The organism is Nonomuraea rosea (genome assembly GCF_039539705.1).
GTDB classification, from domain to species: domain Bacteria; phylum Actinomycetota; class Actinomycetes; order Streptosporangiales; family Streptosporangiaceae; genus Nonomuraea; species Nonomuraea rosea.
The window spans coordinates 1-15,644 of sequence record NZ_BAABDQ010000028.1 but is presented as its reverse complement, the minus strand read 5'-3'; the positions used below and the strand labels follow the sequence as shown (position 1 = coordinate 15,644).

13 protein-coding genes are annotated in these 15,644 nt (G+C 70.8%); 10 read left to right on the top strand and 3 right to left on the bottom strand.

The genetic code is table 11. The annotated features are described in order from the left end of the window. The first annotated feature begins 24 nt into the window (after nucleotides 1-24). A complete protein-coding gene (locus tag ABEA43_RS44495; protein ID WP_345571991.1) occupies nucleotides 25-1,833 on the top strand; it encodes a chitinase in 1,809 nt (602 codons plus the stop codon). Here the strand turns inward: ABEA43_RS44495 and ABEA43_RS44490 are convergent. Next, entirely contained in the window at nucleotides 1,826-3,403 is a 1,578-nt protein-coding gene (locus tag ABEA43_RS44490; protein ID WP_345571989.1) for a molybdopterin-dependent oxidoreductase, read from the bottom strand. The genes ABEA43_RS44495 and ABEA43_RS44490 overlap by 8 nt on opposite strands. Nucleotides 3,404-3,520: 117 nt before the next feature. Between ABEA43_RS44490 and ABEA43_RS44485 the strand changes: the two genes are divergently transcribed. Further along, nucleotides 3,521-4,912 carry a hypothetical protein gene (locus tag ABEA43_RS44485; protein ID WP_345571987.1) on the top strand — a complete coding sequence of 464 codons (1,392 nt, stop codon included), beginning with the start codon at nucleotides 3,521-3,523 and terminating at the stop codon, nucleotides 4,910-4,912. Here ABEA43_RS44485 and erm read toward each other — a convergent pair. Next, on the bottom strand, nucleotides 4,901-5,725 hold the full coding sequence (erm, locus tag ABEA43_RS44480; RefSeq protein WP_345571985.1) for an ErmE/ErmH/ErmO/ErmR family 23S rRNA (adenine(2058)-N(6))-methyltransferase: 825 nt from the start codon (nucleotides 5,723-5,725) through the stop codon (nucleotides 4,901-4,903). The two genes, ABEA43_RS44485 and erm, sit on opposite strands and share 12 nt — an antisense overlap. Before the next feature lie 252 nt (nucleotides 5,726-5,977). On the opposite strand from erm, the gene ABEA43_RS44475 reads away from it, so the two are divergent. From ABEA43_RS44475 to ABEA43_RS44440, 8 genes are all read left to right on the top strand, one after another. Beyond that, nucleotides 5,978-6,658 carry a response regulator transcription factor gene (locus ABEA43_RS44475; protein WP_345571983.1) on the top strand — a complete coding sequence of 227 codons (681 nt, stop codon included), beginning with the start codon at nucleotides 5,978-5,980 and terminating at the stop codon, nucleotides 6,656-6,658. Next, nucleotides 6,655-8,064: a sensor histidine kinase gene (locus tag ABEA43_RS44470; protein WP_345571981.1), complete on the top strand. Its 1,410-nt coding sequence runs from the start codon at nucleotides 6,655-6,657 to the stop codon at nucleotides 8,062-8,064. The genes ABEA43_RS44475 and ABEA43_RS44470 overlap by 4 nt, the downstream gene beginning before the upstream one ends. A 24-nt stretch (nucleotides 8,065-8,088) precedes the next feature. Then, nucleotides 8,089-8,622, top strand: coding sequence for a hypothetical protein (locus ABEA43_RS44465; protein WP_345571979.1), 534 nt, complete (start codon nucleotides 8,089-8,091; stop codon nucleotides 8,620-8,622). Further along, complete coding sequence (locus ABEA43_RS44460) at nucleotides 8,619-9,713, top strand: peptidoglycan-binding protein (RefSeq protein WP_345571977.1); 1,095 nt, start codon at nucleotides 8,619-8,621, stop codon at nucleotides 9,711-9,713. Before ABEA43_RS44465 ends, ABEA43_RS44460 begins: the two co-directional genes overlap by 4 nt. Then, nucleotides 9,713-10,483, top strand: a complete 771-nt coding sequence (locus ABEA43_RS44455) for an ABC transporter ATP-binding protein (RefSeq protein ID WP_345572228.1) — start codon at nucleotides 9,713-9,715, stop codon at nucleotides 10,481-10,483. The genes ABEA43_RS44460 and ABEA43_RS44455 overlap by 1 nt, the downstream gene beginning before the upstream one ends. A 113-nt stretch (nucleotides 10,484-10,596) precedes the next feature. Continuing rightward, the gene (locus tag ABEA43_RS44450; RefSeq protein WP_345572227.1) at nucleotides 10,597-11,769 is read left to right on the top strand and encodes an ABC transporter permease; all 1,173 of its coding nucleotides are present in this window, start codon (nucleotides 10,597-10,599) and stop codon (nucleotides 11,767-11,769) included. A 113-nt stretch (nucleotides 11,770-11,882) separates the two neighbouring features. Next, entirely contained in the window at nucleotides 11,883-12,740 is an 858-nt protein-coding gene (locus ABEA43_RS44445) for a hypothetical protein (RefSeq protein WP_345571976.1), read from the top strand. Nucleotides 12,741-12,804: 64 nt separating this feature from the next. Beyond that, entirely contained in the window at nucleotides 12,805-14,157 is a 1,353-nt protein-coding gene (locus ABEA43_RS44440) for a DUF6597 domain-containing transcriptional factor (protein WP_345571974.1), read from the top strand. Here the strand turns inward: ABEA43_RS44440 and ABEA43_RS44435 are convergent. Beyond that, complete coding sequence (locus ABEA43_RS44435) at nucleotides 14,146-15,282, bottom strand: AI-2E family transporter (protein ID WP_345571972.1); 1,137 nt, start codon at nucleotides 15,280-15,282, stop codon at nucleotides 14,146-14,148. The genes ABEA43_RS44440 and ABEA43_RS44435 overlap by 12 nt on opposite strands. Nucleotides 15,283-15,644 lie beyond the last annotated feature (362 nt).

Sequence of the window (15,644 nt, the reverse complement as noted above, 5' to 3'; positions counted from 1 at the left end):
CTCGGCATGAGCGTGAGGAACCCCATGAACCTCCGAGGACTCGCGGCCACGGCCGTGCTCGCCCTAGGACTCACCGCATTCCAGGCCGCCCCGGCAGCCGCCGCGAACATCCTGGCCAACCCCGGCTTCGAGACCGGCCTGAGCGGCTGGACGTGCAGCGCGACGTCGGGAGCCCAGGCCGTGTCGTCCCCCGTGCACGGCGGCGCGAGCGCCCTGCGGGCCACCCCGCAGGGCGGCGACTACGCCAGGTGCCAGCAGACCATCACCGTCCAGCCCGGCACCGCCTACCAGCTCTCCGCCTGGGTGCAGGGCGGCTACGTCTTCCTCGGCGCCACCGGCACGGGCGTCAGCGCCAGCACCTGGGGCTCCCCTGGCAGCCAGTGGGCCCAGCTCAAGACCTCCTTCACCACCGGCGCCGCCACCACGTCGGTGACCGTGCACGTCAACGGCTGGTACGGCCAGGGCGCCTACCTGGCCGACGACGTGGCGCTGGACGGCCCTGGCGGCACCCCCGACACCCAGGCCCCGGCCGTGCCGGGCACCCCGTCCACCGGCGGCGCGACCTCCGGCTCGCTCACCGTGACCTGGCCGGCCGCCACCGACAACGTGGGCGTCACCAGGTACGAGGTCTCCCGCGACGGCGGCTCCCCGGTCACCGTCACCGGGACGTCCCACCAGGCGACCGGGCTGAGCGCGGCCACCACGTACCGCTTCAAGGTCCGCGCCTGCGACGCCGCCAACAACTGCTCGGCCTACTCCGCCGAGGCGAGCGGCACCACGACCACCGGCGGCGGCGGGGGCGGCGGCCAGCTGCCCAAGCGGGTGCTGGTCGGCTACCTGCACGCCTCGTTCGCCAACGGGTCCGGCTACATCCGGATGGCCGACGTGCCGGGCGAATGGGACGTCATCAACCTGGCCTTCGGCGAGCCGACCTCGGTCACCTCCGGCGACATCCGCTTCCGCCAGTGCCCGGCCGCGGAATGCCCCAACGTGGAGCCGGAGGCCGACTTCATCGCCGCCATCAGGGCCAAGCAGGCCCAGGGCAAGAAGGTGCTGATCTCGATCGGCGGCCAGAACGGCCAGGTGCAGCTCACCACCACGGCGGCGCGCGACACGTTCGTCACGTCGGTCGCCGCGATCATCGACAGGTACGGCCTCGACGGCCTGGACGTGGACTTCGAGGGTCATTCGCTCTACCTCAACCCGGGCGACACCAACCTCGCCGCCCCGACCACGCCCGTCATCGTGAACCTGATCTCGGCGCTCAAGACCCTCAAGAGCCGGTACGGCGCCAAGTTCGTGCTCACCATGGCTCCGGAGACGTTCTTCGTCCAGCTCGGCTACCAGTTCTACGGCCCGGGCCCGAACGGCGCCGCCGACAGCAGGAGCGCCTCCTACCTGCCGGTCATCCACGCCATGCGCGACGACCTGACCCTGCTCCACGTGCAGGACTACAACTCGGGACCGATCACGGGGCTGGACAACCAGTACCACACGATGGGCGGGCACGACTTCCACGTGGCCATGACGGACATGCTGCTCGCCGGCTTCCCGATCATGGGCAATCCGGCCAACGTGTTCCCTGCGCTCCGCCAGGACCAGGTGGCCATCGGCCTGCCCGCCTCGCCCAACGCGGGCAACGGCTTCACCACCGTGGCCGAGGTGCAGAAGGCCTTCGACTGCCTGGCCAAGGGGACCAACTGCGGGACGTACCGGCCGCGGGGCGTCTACCCGAACCTGCGCGGGCTCATGACCTGGTCGATCAACTGGGACAGGTTCAACGGATCGGAGTTCTCCAGGAGCCATCGGGCCTACCTGAACGCGCTCACGTGAACCTGACGAGCTGGGTGGGCTTGATCGGGATGCCGAGGCCCGGCGGCCGGTAGGTGGGCAGCGCCTCGCCGTACTCGTGCATCCAGGCGTGGTCCACCAGCAGCCGCATCCGCTCGTCGCCGAGCCCGCCGCCCGCCGCCACCGGGGCGGCGGGCCCGGCCAGCCGCGCGACCGCCTGCGCCACCAGCTCGGTGTCGGGCGGCGACAGGTCGCAGTGCTCGTCCGGGCCGATCAGCAGGTCCACCTCGGGCGGCAGCGGGTAGATCGGCCGCGGCAGGGCGAGCACGCGCGGCGACGGCGCCATCGGCCACCCGTCGCGCACCGCCTCCAGCAGCACCGAGCGGGCCGTCCTGCGCTCGAACAGCCCCTCCGACAGCGCCCAGCTCAGCGCGCCCACGTCCGAGCGATCCTCGCCGCACGCGTGCAGGCACAGGTACGGCACCAGCGGCACCCCCGCGCCGACCGCCTGCGCCCACCCGCTGCCGCACCCGGTGAGCACCAGCAGCGCCAGCATGGCCCGGTAGGCGGTGTCGGCGTGCGGCGTCTCCAACCGGCCGGGGACGATCACGCAGCGCCCGCCGGTCTTCTCGGCCGTCACGCCCAGCTCCCTGGCGATCTTCAGCGTGCGCGACGCGGCCACCCCGGTGTACGACTCCTGCCAGGCCGGCGTGTACGGCGCCTGCCGATCCTCGTACCCGGTGGGCCAGACGCCGGGCAGCCCCGGCCTGCCCACCCCATAGACGGCCAGGAGCAGGTCGAACACGGTCGTCACCAGCTCGTCGCCGTCACGCAGCACGGGCACGCCCCGCCGCAGCACCCCCGGCCCGAAGTCGAAGCGCGGCAGCAGCACCTCGACCGCCTCGCCGCCGTACACGCTCAGCCGATCGCTGACCCGCCCCAGCAGCCCGCCGGGCACGTACGCCTCCTCCCGCGGCCGCAGCCGCACCAGGAACGGCAGGTCCGTACGCGCCACGGCGTGCTCCGTGAACGGCGTCCTGTCCAGGAAGAACTCTTTGAGCAGCACGTGCCCCATGGCCATGGCCAGCGCCCCGTCCGTGCCCGGCCGCACGACCAGCGTCTCGTCCGACAGCCGGGTGGGGTGGGTGCCGATCGCGACCACCTTCTGACCCTTGTAGCGACCGGCGATCACCCAGGGCGTGTCCGCCGTGCGTACCAGCCGGTTGTTCTCACCCCACAGCAGCACGTAGGCCGCCCGCGCCCAGTCGTCGGCCCCAGGACCGGCGAACCGCGGCCCCAGCACCTGCTCGGGCGCGCACGGATGCTCGGTCAGCACCGCGCCGCCGAGCTCGCCGACGAGCCGCGCCAGCGGCGAGGTGGACAGCGCCGCCACCCGTTCCGCGCCGTGCGCGGAAGCGGTGTGCACGATCGCGGCCGCCGTCAGCTCGGCCGCCGTGACGTCGTCGAGCGGCACCCGCCGCTCCCCTCTGGCATGGCGATATTGCTGTGAGTTGCCTGTGAGTTTCGCCCATGCCGCGACCGGGTCGCGCAGCCCATCTCTCACCTCGAAGTAGAGCCTGACCAGTGCCTGGTTGACCTGCGATCCCCCCATGGAAAAAGTTCAACACAGACGGTGATCTCGTATGGGGATACGTGTCGGCATGTCGGGGATAAGAATTGGAAGCCCAGGTGGCGGCAGTCTCACTGGTACGGCAGGCTAGGGGCCGCCATGGATTACGCAGTTCTCACGGGGATAGTCCTCGTCGCCGGTGTCGTGTTCGCTCTCATCGCCCAATGGCGCGATTGGCGGCCTCCGCTCATAGTCGCCATTCTCGTCGGCGTGGTCGTCCGGGTGTTGATCATGTACACCTCGGCCATCGACTCGTGGCAGCCCGTCGACTTCATGGAGAGCTTCAAGCCCGCGGGCGAGGCCGTGCTCCGTGGCCAGGACCCGGTGCTGGCCAGCGAGGGCGGCTGGCACTTCCTGCCGACCATCCCCTACGTCTACGGCATCCTGCTCTGGCTGGGCATCCCGTGGGAATACGCCGGGCGCCTCGTGACCGTGGTCGCCGACATCGTGCTGATCCCGCTGGTCGCCAAGCTGGCCGGCGGGCCGAAGGCGTCGCTGCGCGCCCTGCAGTACGCGCTCAGCCCGCTCGCCGTGCTGATCGCCTGCGTCCATGGCCAGGTCGAGCCGGTCGCGCTCGTGTTCGGCGTGGCGGCGTTCGTCGTCGCCAGGGGCCCCGGCCGGCCCGACCGGGCCGGGATGACGACCGAGGTGGTCGCCAAGGTGCGCAGGGGCGTGGCCGCGTACGGGCTGCAGACCTCGGTCAAGCGCGTGCTCGGCCCCGGCGGCATGCTGCACAGAGCCCTGCTGCCCGGCCCCGGCGACCGGGCCGACCTCAAGCGCGGCGCGCTGACCGGGCTGCTGATGGGCCTTGCGCTGTGCGCGAAGAGCTGGCCCATCTGGCTCATCCCCGGCATGCTGCTGCTCCTGCCCAACCTGCGGTCGAGAGTCGCCGCGATGTTCCTCACCGGCCTGGTGCCGGTCTTCTTCCTCGTCACGCTGCCGGTCTTCGCGGGCACGTCGCTGGAGCAGATCCCGCAGGTCATCCACACCATCCAGGACATCAGGCCGATCGTCGGCGAATACGGCTGGACACCCTGGTTCACCGGCGGCGACTGGGCCCTGCGGCCCGACCTGGCCTCGTTCGGCACCAACCTGATCTACGTCAGCGTCGTGGCCGTCATCCTCTGGTGGCGGCGCGCCGACCCGATCGACATGACCACGGCCATCCTGCTCGTCTTCATGGTCATGACGCCGCGGCTCGGCGCCCAATACCTGCTGTGGTTCATGCCGTTCCTGATCGCCAGGCCCACCAGGTTCGCCTGGCCGGCCATCGTGGCCGTGTCGCTCTGGGCGGGCTACGGCTACCTCTACATGACGCAGTTCGACACCAACACCTGGTGGGGCCTGCACTCCGACTGGTCGCGGGCCTCCATCGTGCTGCTGCCGATCCTGGCGCTGGCCATGCCCTGGGGCCGCCGCCTCGCGACCGCCCCAGGACTGGCCCCCTCCGTGGGATCGGCGGAGAAAGTCAGGGCCGCGTCACCGGCATAGGCGCCGCCACAACGTGATCCACTGGTCGGGGTGGACGTAGCCGACGACGGTGTCGCGGTCGATCCCGGCCGCCGCCAGCGCGGCGTCCACCCCGTCGTAGCGCTTCCTCAGCGAGGCGCGCACCGTGCCGCCCACCCCGCCGAAGCCCAGCTCCACCAGCTCCTGGTAGGAGCGGCGGTCGTCCACGAGCGGCTCCGGCCTGCGCTGGACGCGCAGGATGGCCGAGTCGACGGACGGGACGGGCCGGAAGCTCTCCCTGCCGATCGTGTCGCCGAGCCGCCAGTGGAACCACGGCCACGACTCCACCGTGACCAGGCTCCAGCGGCCGTAGTCGCCCGCGCGCTTGCGGGCGTACTCCCGCTGCGTGAGCAGCGTCGCCGAGGTCAGGGCCGGCGCCCGCAGGCACCAGTCCACGATCTTCGACGTGATCGAGTAGGGGATGTTGCCCACGACCGCGAACGGCTCACGCGGCGCCCGCGCGGCCGTGAAGTCGCCTCTGACCACGTCGATGCGGGGATCGCTGCGCGTGCGCGAGGCCAGCAGGCCGGCCAGCCGCGGATCGACCTCGTAGCCCACGACCTGCGCGCCCGCCTCGGCCAGCGCCAAGGTGAGCACGCCCGCGCCGGAGCCGGGCTCCAGCACGAGCCCAGCCGGAGCGGCGGCCTTCACCATCAGGTCGACGGCATGGCTGTCGGCCAGGAAATTCTGCGAGAGCGTGCGTCTGGCCCGGTCTCTGGGCGTGCGACCGCCGCCGCTGTTCCTGGCGTTCTTCTGGGTGTGTGAATAGTTTCCGTGCGCGAAATTCTGCGCCACAGCACTGCCCTTTCGGGTCCTCGAGATGAATGAGTCTCGAAGGGCCCTGGGCGCGCCTGCGGACGCTCAGCCTCAGGTGTGCGCGTCCGCTAGCGGGCCAGAGCCCGGCTGTGGCGGATGCGGATGAAGACCTGGCAGGTGAACATGCATGACATGCCGGTCACTGTAGGTCAGCGCCGATCGGCGGAGCAATCGAATATCCGGCGCGGGGCTTTGAGGCGGCTTTGAGGTGGCTCAGGTAGACCATTAATCATGGACCGACCGGCCAGGGTGCTCGTCGTGGACGACGAGCCGAACATCCGCGCCCTGCTCTCGCAGACGCTTCGACTGGTCTCGTTCGAGGTCAGGACCGCGCAGACCGGCGCGGAGGCGGTGACGGCCGCGCGCGAGTTCCGGCCCGACATCGTGGTGCTCGACGTGATGCTGGAGGACTTCGACGGCTTCGAGGTCGCCAGGCGGCTGGAGGAGCGCATCCCGGTGCTGTTCCTGACCGCCCGCGACCGCGTCGAGGACCGCGTGCAGGGGCTGACGCTCGGCGCCGACGACTACGTGGCCAAGCCGTTCAGCCTGGAGGAGGTCGTCCTGCGCATCCGCGCCATCCTGCGCCGCAGCCGCACCGACGCCCAGGGTTCCGGCGTCCTGCGCTACGCCGACCTGGAGCTGGACGTGCACGCCCATGAGGTGCGCAGGGCCGGGGTGCCGGTCGATCTGTCGCCCACCGAGTTCAACCTGCTCGAATACCTGCTGACGAACGCGGGCCGCGTGGTGAGCAAGGCGCAGATCCTCGACAGCGTGTGGCGCTACGACTTCGACGGCGACTCCAGCATCGTCGAGTCGTACGTCTACTACTTACGCAAGAAGATCGACAAGTGGCAGCCGCAGCTCATCCACACCGTGCGCGGCGTCGGCTACACGCTGCGGACCCCGCGGTGAAGCCCGCCACCTGGACCCTGCGCACCCGGCTGGTCATGGCCATACTCGGGCTCACCACGCTCGCGCTCGTGCTCTCCAACGTCGTCGGCGTCATGCTGCTGCGCGACAACCTGATGGGGCGCGTGGACACCCAGCTCGCCCAGATCACCAACATCGCCACCCTCAAGAGCCTCCAGGACTTCACCGTCAAACCCCAGCGCACCGGAGACATCTCCGACTTGATCACCAAGCGGCTGGCCGCCATCCAGCAGGTCATGATCTACGACGCGAGCGGATCGCTGCAGTTCAAGAGCACCGACAAGAGCCAGCCGGGCCCGGACGTCGGCGAGCCCAGGATCGGCGTGTCCTACACCGTGCCGGGCACCACCGGGGCCTCGTGGCGGATCCGCGCCATCGAGCGGCCCAAGGGCACCACCTGGGTGTTCGCCCAGTCCCTCGCCGAGCTCGAACAGACCCAGAACTCCGCGATCGCCATCGCCGCCGCCGTGAGCGCGTTCGTGCTGCTCCTGCTCGGCCTGGCCGCCGACGCCGCCGTACGGCTCGGCCTGCGCCCCCTGACCAGGATGGAGGCCACGGCCGGCCGGATCACCCGCGGCGACTTCGCCCGGCGGGTGACGGGACCCGACCCGCACACCGAGGCCGGCCGCCTGGCCAAGGCCATGAACGTGATGCTCGACCGCCTCCAGTCCGAGATCGCCGCCAGGACCGACTCGGAGGCCCGCATGCGGCGCTTCCTCGCCGACGCCTCGCACGAGCTGCGCACCCCGCTCACCTCCGTACGCGGCTTCGCCGAGCTGCACCGCAGAGGCGGCGGCGATACCGGCGAGATGATGCGCAGGATCGAGGACGAGGCGGCCAGGATGGGCGTGCTCGTCAACGACCTGCTCACGCTGGCCCAGCTCGACGAGGAACGCCCGCTCGACCGCGCGCCCGTGGACCTGCTGGAGGTGGCCGCCGACACGATCCGCGACGCCCGCGTACGCGTGCCGGACCGGCAGGTCAAAGTGGCCGGGCTGGACGGCAGGCTCGCGCCCGTCTCCGTCGTCGGCGACGAGGCCCGGCTCCGGCAGGTGGCCGCGAACCTCGTCGGCAACGCGCTCGTCCACACGCCTCCCGACACCGCCGTCACGGTCAAGGTCGGCAGGAGCGGCGACCTGGCCGTGCTGGAGGTGTCGGACACGGGTCCCGGGGTGCCGGCCGAGCACATCCCGTACCTGTTCGACCGCCTCTACCGGGCCAGCGAGGGCAGGTCCAGGGCCGTCGGAGGGGCCGGGCTCGGCCTGGCCATCGTCTCCGCCATCGTCCGCGCCCACGACGGACGCGTCGAGCTGGACACCGCGCCCGGCCAGGGCGCCACCTTCCGCGTACTCCTACCTGATGTCGAGGCGGCTCCCAGCTCCCCTTGAAGCGCGCCGACCACAGTCGGGAGCATGAGAAGAACACTCATCGCCTCGGCCCTGCTCACCGGCCTGGCCGCGCTGTCCGGCTGCGGCGCCCAGCAGAGCGGCACCGGCGTCGCCTCCGCGGCGCTCAGCTCGGCCCCGCCCTCGGTGAGCGCCACACCTACCGCGACGTCCACCGCGGACCCGCAGGAGCAGGGCAGGAAATTCGCCAAGTGCATGCGCGAGCACGGCGTGCCCATGGAGGACCCCGACCCCAGCGGCGGCGGCGGACTCAAAGCGATCGGCAAGGACCTCGACAAGGACAAGGTCGGCAAGGCGATGGACGCCTGCCGCGCCTACGCGCCGTTCAAGGAGCGCAAGGACTTCAAGCCGGAGGACATCGAGCAAATGCGCCTGCTCGCCCAGTGCATGCGCGAGAACGGCGTCGACATGCCCGACCCGAACCCCGACGGCTCCTTCCCCAGCGGCACCGCCCGGAACTTCAGCCGCGACGACCCCCAGTTCAAGAAGGCGATCGAGATCTGCGGCAAGAAGTACCCCAAGTCGGGAGCCGCGAGGTGACGCAACTCAAGGAACGGGACGAGCGAGCCCTGCGACCCCTGCCGCCACGCCGCCGCGGCAAGCTGCGGATCCTGGCCTGGACGGGCGGCGCCGCGCTGCTCGCCGCCGCGGTCGCGGCCGCCGCCGTCGGCTTCGGCGGCGACGGCACCGGTACGGCCGCCGCCACCCGCACACCCCCGGCCACCGCCAAAGTGACCAGGACGACCCTCACCGAGACCAAGACCGTGGACGGCACGCTCGGCTACGGCGCCCCCCTGACCGTCGCCGGCAAGACCCAGGGCACCATCACCTGGCTCCCCAGCGAGGGCGCCACCATCACCAGGGGGCACGGCGTCTACAGCGTGGACGCCGACCGCCGCCCCCTCCTGTACGGCACCATGCCCCTCTACCGCACCCTTGAGGACGGCGTCTCCGGCAAGGACGTCAAGCTGCTCGAACGCAACCTGGACCAGCTCGGCTACACCGGCTTCGACGTGGACGACGAGTTCACCTGGGCCACCAGGGAAGCGGTCGAGGACTGGCAGGAGGACCTCGGCCTCGACGTCACCGGCAAGGTCCAGCCCGGCGACGTCGTGGTCAACGACGGCCGCATCCGCGTCGCCGAGCTCAAGAAGGCGCTCGGCGACTCCGCGACCGGCGCCGTGCTCACCGCCACCGGGACCACCCGCGAGGTGCTGGTCAACCTCGACGTGGCCGACGAGCACCTGGTGAAGAAGGGGATGAAGGCCACCGTCGAGCTGCCCGACGGCAGCACCGTGAACGGCAAGGTGACGCGCGTCGGCAAGGTCGCCACCGAGACCACCAGCGGCAGCGACACCGCCACCACGGTCGAGGTCGCGGTGTCGGTGAGCGGGCTGAAGAAGTCGTTCGACGCCGCGCCCGTGGACGTCACGATCGTGTCCGAGCAGCGCAAGGACGTGCTGGCCGTACCCGTCGGAGCGTTGTTCGCGCTGGCCGAGGGCGGCTACGGCGTCCAGGTCGTGGAGGGCGGCGCCACCCGCTACGCCGCGGTCGAGACCGGCATGTTCGCCGACGGCCAGGTCGAGGTCACCGGCGTTCAGGAAGGCACGACCGTGGCGGTGCCCAAGTGATCGTCGAACTGCGCGACGTCAGCAAGGAGTACGGCGAGGTCGCCGCGCTCCGCGGGGTCACGACGAGCATCGACGCGGGCGAGCTCGTCGGCATCGTCGGGCCGTCCGGGTCGGGCAAGTCGACCATGCTCAACATGATCGGCACCCTCGACCGGCCCTCCGGCGGCACCGTCCGCATCGCGGGGCACGACGTGCTCTCGCTCACCGACCGGCAGCTCTCCGCCCTGCGCGCGAACCTCATCGGCTTCGTCTTCCAGCAGTTCCACCTGGCCGGTGGGGTGCCCGCGCTGGACAACGTGGCCGACGGCCTCCTGTACGCGGGCCCGTCGCTGCGCGAGCGGCGGCTGCGCGCGTACGACGCCCTGGAACGGGTGGGGCTCGGGCACCGGCTCGGCCACCGGCCGCACGAGCTGTCGGGCGGCGAGCGGCAGCGGGTCGCCATCGCCCGCGCCGTGGTCGGCGGCCCGCGGCTGCTGCTGGCCGACGAGCCGACGGGCAACCTGGACTCCCGCTCGGGGGCAGGGGTGATGGAGCTGCTGCGCGAGCTCAACGCGGCCGGCACGACCGTGGTCGTCATCACCCACGACCGCGACATCGCCGCCTCGCTGCCCAGGCAGATCGACATGCTCGACGGCCGCGTCCTTCCGGAGGCGAGCAGCGGGCAGGCGCCGGAGACGGACGGTGGTCGCGCTTCAGAGAGGGACGGTGGTCGCGCTGCGAAGACGGACGGTGGTCGCGCTGCGAAGACGGATGAGGTGGTGTGGCCATGACGAAAGTCCTGACTCCCGGCCCGACTCCTGGCCGTGACCCCAGCCGCGACCCCGGCGGCGAGCAGCGCGCCGCCGCCCGTCCAGGCCAGACCCCGGCCCTGGCCTCCGCCCGGATGCGCCCCCGCGACGTGGTCAGGGTCGGCGGATCGGGCCTGCGAGCCAGGCCGCTACGGGTGTTCCTGTCGGCGCTCGGGATCGCCATCGGCATCGCCGCGATGCTCGGCGTCGTCGGCATCTCCGCCTCCAGCCAGGAGGACCTCAACCGGCAGCTCGAAGCGCTCGGCACGAACCTGCTCACCGTGTCGCCCGGCCAGACTCTGTTCGGGGAGTCCTCGCACCTGCCCGCCGAGTCGGAAGGCATGATCGGTGAGGTCGGCCCCGTCACCGCGGTCACCGCGACCGGCACCACCCCCGCCAAGATCTACCGCAACGACCACATCCCGGCCGCCGAGACCAGCAGCGTCTCCGTCACGGCCGCCCGCCTCGACCTGCCGAAGGACGTCGGCGCCACCGTCGTCAGCGGCACCTGGCTGAACGAGGCCACCCACCGCTACCCGGCCACCGTGCTCGGCGCCAAGGCGGCCGACCGGCTCGGCGTCGTCGAGGCGGGCCCCGAGCAGCGGGTCTGGCTGGGCGGGCAGTGGTTCACCGTCGTGGGCGTGCTCGCCGCCGCGCCGCTGGCGCCTGAGCTGGACACGGCCGCCCTGGTCGGCTGGCCGGTCGCAGAAGAGCGGCTCGGCTTCGACGGCTACGCGACCACGATCTACGCCAGGGCGCAGGAGGCGTCGGTCGTCGCCGTACGCGATGTGCTCGCCGCCACCGCGAACCCGGAGAAGCCCAACGAGGTCGAGGTCTCCAGGCCGTCGGACGTGCTGGCCGCCAAACAGGCCACCGACGCCACGCTGAACGCGCTCCTGCTCGGCCTCGGCGGCGTCGCGCTGCTGGTCGGCGGCGTGGGCGTGGCCAACACGATGGTCATCTCGGTCCTGGAGCGCCGGGCGGAGATCGGCCTGCGCCGCTCGCTGGGGGCCACGCGGGGGCAGATCCGCGTTCAGTTCCTGGCCGAGTCGCTGCTGCTGTCGGCCATCGGCGGCATCGGCGGCGTGCTGCTCGGGATCGGCGTCACCGCGACGTACGCCAGCTTCCAGAGCTGGCCCGCGATCGTGCCCGTCTGGGCCATGCTCGGCGGTGTGCTCGCCACCCTGGTGATCGGCGGCCTGGCCGGCTTCTACCCGGCGCTGCGCGCGGCCCGGATGTCACCCACGGAGGCCCTGGCCACACCCTGACCGGCTCTGCCGACGCATCCGTGCTCGCCGCGCGTCCGATTCCTACAAGAACCGGGCGCGCGGAAGGGGATAGCTTCGCCGTGACAACCGGCTCTCCGAGAGGCTTGACCGACATGGACGTGCTCGACCGGGCGGAAGACTACCTTTGGCGCAACGGACGGCTGATCGACAGGCTCCGCTTCGAGGCCCTCTTCAAGGGCGGCTCGCGGGACCGGGTGCTCGACGCGCTGCGTCCGTACCAGAACCCCTCGGACGGAGGCTTCGGCAACGCGCTCGAACCGGACCTGCGCGGCGCGGGCAGTCAGCCGGAGCCGGTCGAGGTGGCGTTCTGGATCCTGGACGAGTTCGGCGCCTTCGACTCGCCGATGGTGCCGGCCGCGTGCGACTACCTGGCCCGGGTCAGCGCTCCCGGCGGCGGCGTGCCGTTCGTGCTGCCCTCCGTCCGGGACACGCCCAGGGCGCCCTGGTGGGAGACGGTCGACGACCCGCCGGGCAACCTCGTCCCCACGGCGTCGCTCGCGGGGCTGCTGCACAAGAACGGCAGCACGCATCCCTGGCTGGCCGCCGCCACGAACTTCTGCTGGTCGCGCATCGCCGCGCTGGAGGAGACCAGCCCGTACGAGGCGCGGGCGGTGGTGACGTTCCTGGACCTGGTGCCCGACCGGGAGCGGGCGGAGGCGGAGTTCGCCCGGCTGCGGGAGGCGATCCTGGCGACGGTCACCTTCGATCCGTACGAGAGCGGGCCCGTGCACTTCCCGCTGGACTTCGCGGCCGAGCCGCTGCGGCTGCCGCTGTTCACGCAGGACGTGCTGGATCGCCATCTCGACGCGGTCCTGGCCACGCAGTCGGAGGACGGCGGATGGGGGCCCAACTGGACGGTCTGGACGCCGGTGGTGGCGCACGAATGGGGCGGCTACCTCACCGTGGCGCGCCTCAAGACACTGCGCGCGTACGGGCGCCTGCCAGGGTGACGTAGTCCTGCCGGCGGGGTTCTGTCAGCGGGGTTCTGTCGGCGGGGTCGCGTACGTTGGAGGCATGTACGCGGAACGACCGCCCGACCCCGACCTCGCGGGCCGCGTCACCTGCGTGTGGCACCAGGTGAGCGAGACGGCCAGCAGCCAGCTCGTGGTGCCCGACGCCTGCGTCGACCTCATCTGGGGCCCCGACGGCCTGTTCGTGGCCGGTCCCGACACCGGGCCCATGCCGACGCCGATGGCGGCCGGAGACCTGTTCGTGGGGATCCGCTTCAGACCGGGTGCGGTGGGAGACCTCCTGGGGGTGCCGGTGGAGGAGCTACGCGACCAGCGCGCCCCGCTCTTCGCCCTCCCAGACCTGCACGCCTCCTTCCCCGACCTGGACCTCGACCAACCAGCCTCGGCCCTCAGCGACGTGCCCCTCTCCGCCCTGACCTTCCACGACCTAACCCTCCCCGACCTGACCCGTTCCAGCCCGGACCATAGGGATCTGTCACCTTCCGGCCTGGAGCTCGCCGGCCTTGCCGTCCCTGACCTCGCGTCAGCCACGTCCGCCGCCCCCCGCCATACCGCGAGCGCAGCCACAAGGGCCGCCCAAACCCGCCCGCCCACAGCGGCCCCTCACCTGAGCGGGACGATGAGCAGCACGCATGCGGGCGCTGCTCCCGGAAGCAGCCAGGCGAGCGCTGTCCCGGGCGGCACTCACGCGAGCTTCGCCCCCGGCGGCGAAGGCGAGACCGTTGCCACCGGAGGCAGCCAGGCGAGCGCTGCCCCCGGAGGCGCTCCCGTGATCGCTGTCCCCGAGGCCGCTGCCCCCGGGCGCACTCGCGCGACCGCTGGTCCCGGCGACGCTCGCGTGAGCCCGGAGGGCGGCAGCAGCGCTGACGTGAGCTCGGGGGGCATGCGCCTGACCTCGGCAGACCCTGGCACCGGCCGGCGCATAGAAGCCACGCGGATCACGGCCCCAGGCCGGATAACAGCCCCAGGCCGGATCATGGGCCCAGACCGCGTCATGGAAGAAGATGCCTCCGCCCGCCTGGAGAACGTCATCCAATCCCGTCTCGACGTCATGCGATCCGCCATCCAAGGACGCCTGATGCGATCGGCCCCCCTCGACCCCGCCGCCCCCGCCATCGCCACCGCGTTGCGCAAGGGCCGCACGGTCGCCGACGTGGCCTGGTCCCTCGGCCTCAGCGAACGCCAGCTCCAGCGCCGCAGCGTGACGGCGTTCGGCTACGCGCCGAAGACCCTCCAGCGCATCGTCCGCTTCCAGCGCGCACTCAGGCTGGCCCGCGCCGGGGTCCCGCTGGCCGAGGTGGCGGTCACCGCCGGCTACACCGACCAGGCGCACCTGTCACACGACGTCAAACGACTGAGCGGGGTGTCGCTGCGCCGGCTCGTCTCACCCGTTTGAGCGCTTGCCCGACACGAGCGCCTGCGCCCATGTGGCGCTCGGGTCGCTGTCGATCAGCAATGCCCGCGTCAGCAGGCTGAGCGGAATGGCGAGAATGGCGCCCAGCGGGCCGAGCACAAAAGTCCAGACGATCAGCGAGATGAACGTCATCGTCGTCGAGAGCCCGACCGCGTCCCCCAAGAACTTGGGAAGAATGAACGATTGCGTGACGACATTGATCACGATGTACGCGGCGATGACCAGCACCATCGTCTGCACACCGCCGTCCAGCAGCGCGAGCATGGCGGGCGGCAGAAGGGCGATGACGAAGCCGATGTTCGGAATGTAGTTGGCGATGAGCGCGAGCACGCCCCAGAGCAACGGCAGCGGCACGTCCAAAAGCGAAAGGGCGATCACGTCGAGAATCGCGTTCATCAGCCCGAAGACGGTCGAGACGATGAGATAGCGCCGCGTCTTGTGCGCGAACGTGGCCAGCGCCGTCACCAGTTGCGGCCTGCTCCCTTCACCGCTGGTGAGAATTCTGGACGTCACCGGCGCGTCGAGGCACATGGCCAGCAGCAGCACCACGATGAGAAACAGCCCGGAGAGCACCCCGATCAAACTCCCGAGCAGACTCTGCGCCAGCCCGAGGATCTTGCCGGGGTCGAACGCCTGCAACGCCTTGCTCAACATGTCGTTGCTGACGCCGTGCGTGGTGGCCCAATGCTGAGAGTCGTCGATCAGCTGGTCGAACTGACTGGTGTACGTGGGCAGCAGCGAGGCGAGCTGGGTGGCCGAGATGGTCAGGATGCCGGCCATGCTCAGCAGCACGAGCAGCACGATGAAGAACGGCACCGCGACCTGGAGCCAGACGGGCGCGCGCCTGGCGTCGAGCCAGCTGCGCACCGGGGAGACGGCGATGACCAGCACCAGAGCCAGCACGACGGGCCCGGCGATGGAGGCCACCTCGCGGAGTCCGAACAGGGCGATCACCGCGCCGGCGATGCCCACCAGGATGATGAGTGCCCTGGGGAACTGTTGATCTCGCACGCCCCGTACGTACCCCGAGGGGACGGGAGAACCATCGATTTGACGGTTCCCGGAGCCGTACATAGAGTTCACCAGTCCCGCGAGGACGGCGATCATCGCCGGTCTCACTCGGGGACGACCTCCAGACACCAAAGATTCGGTGAACGTGCGCGTGCACTCGGATCGGCTGGTAAGTTAGAGGGGTTGTCCCGGAAACAGGACAGAGCTTAATTCCCGCAGGTCGAGCAAGTCCGGTCAATTTGACAGAGACTTGAACGGCTGAAAGAATTAAGACACAACGAAAGAACGCAGAACGAAATGAACGCCCCCAAGCCGGGATCGCAAAGATTACGGTGACGGTGTACGCGTCCGTTTCTTGAGAACTCAACAGTGTGTTAAAAGCCAGTGCATGAAATACCATGCATAACCCCGTCGAAACGGTTTCGGCTGTTTTGATGGATTCCTTTTTGGTTGGGATA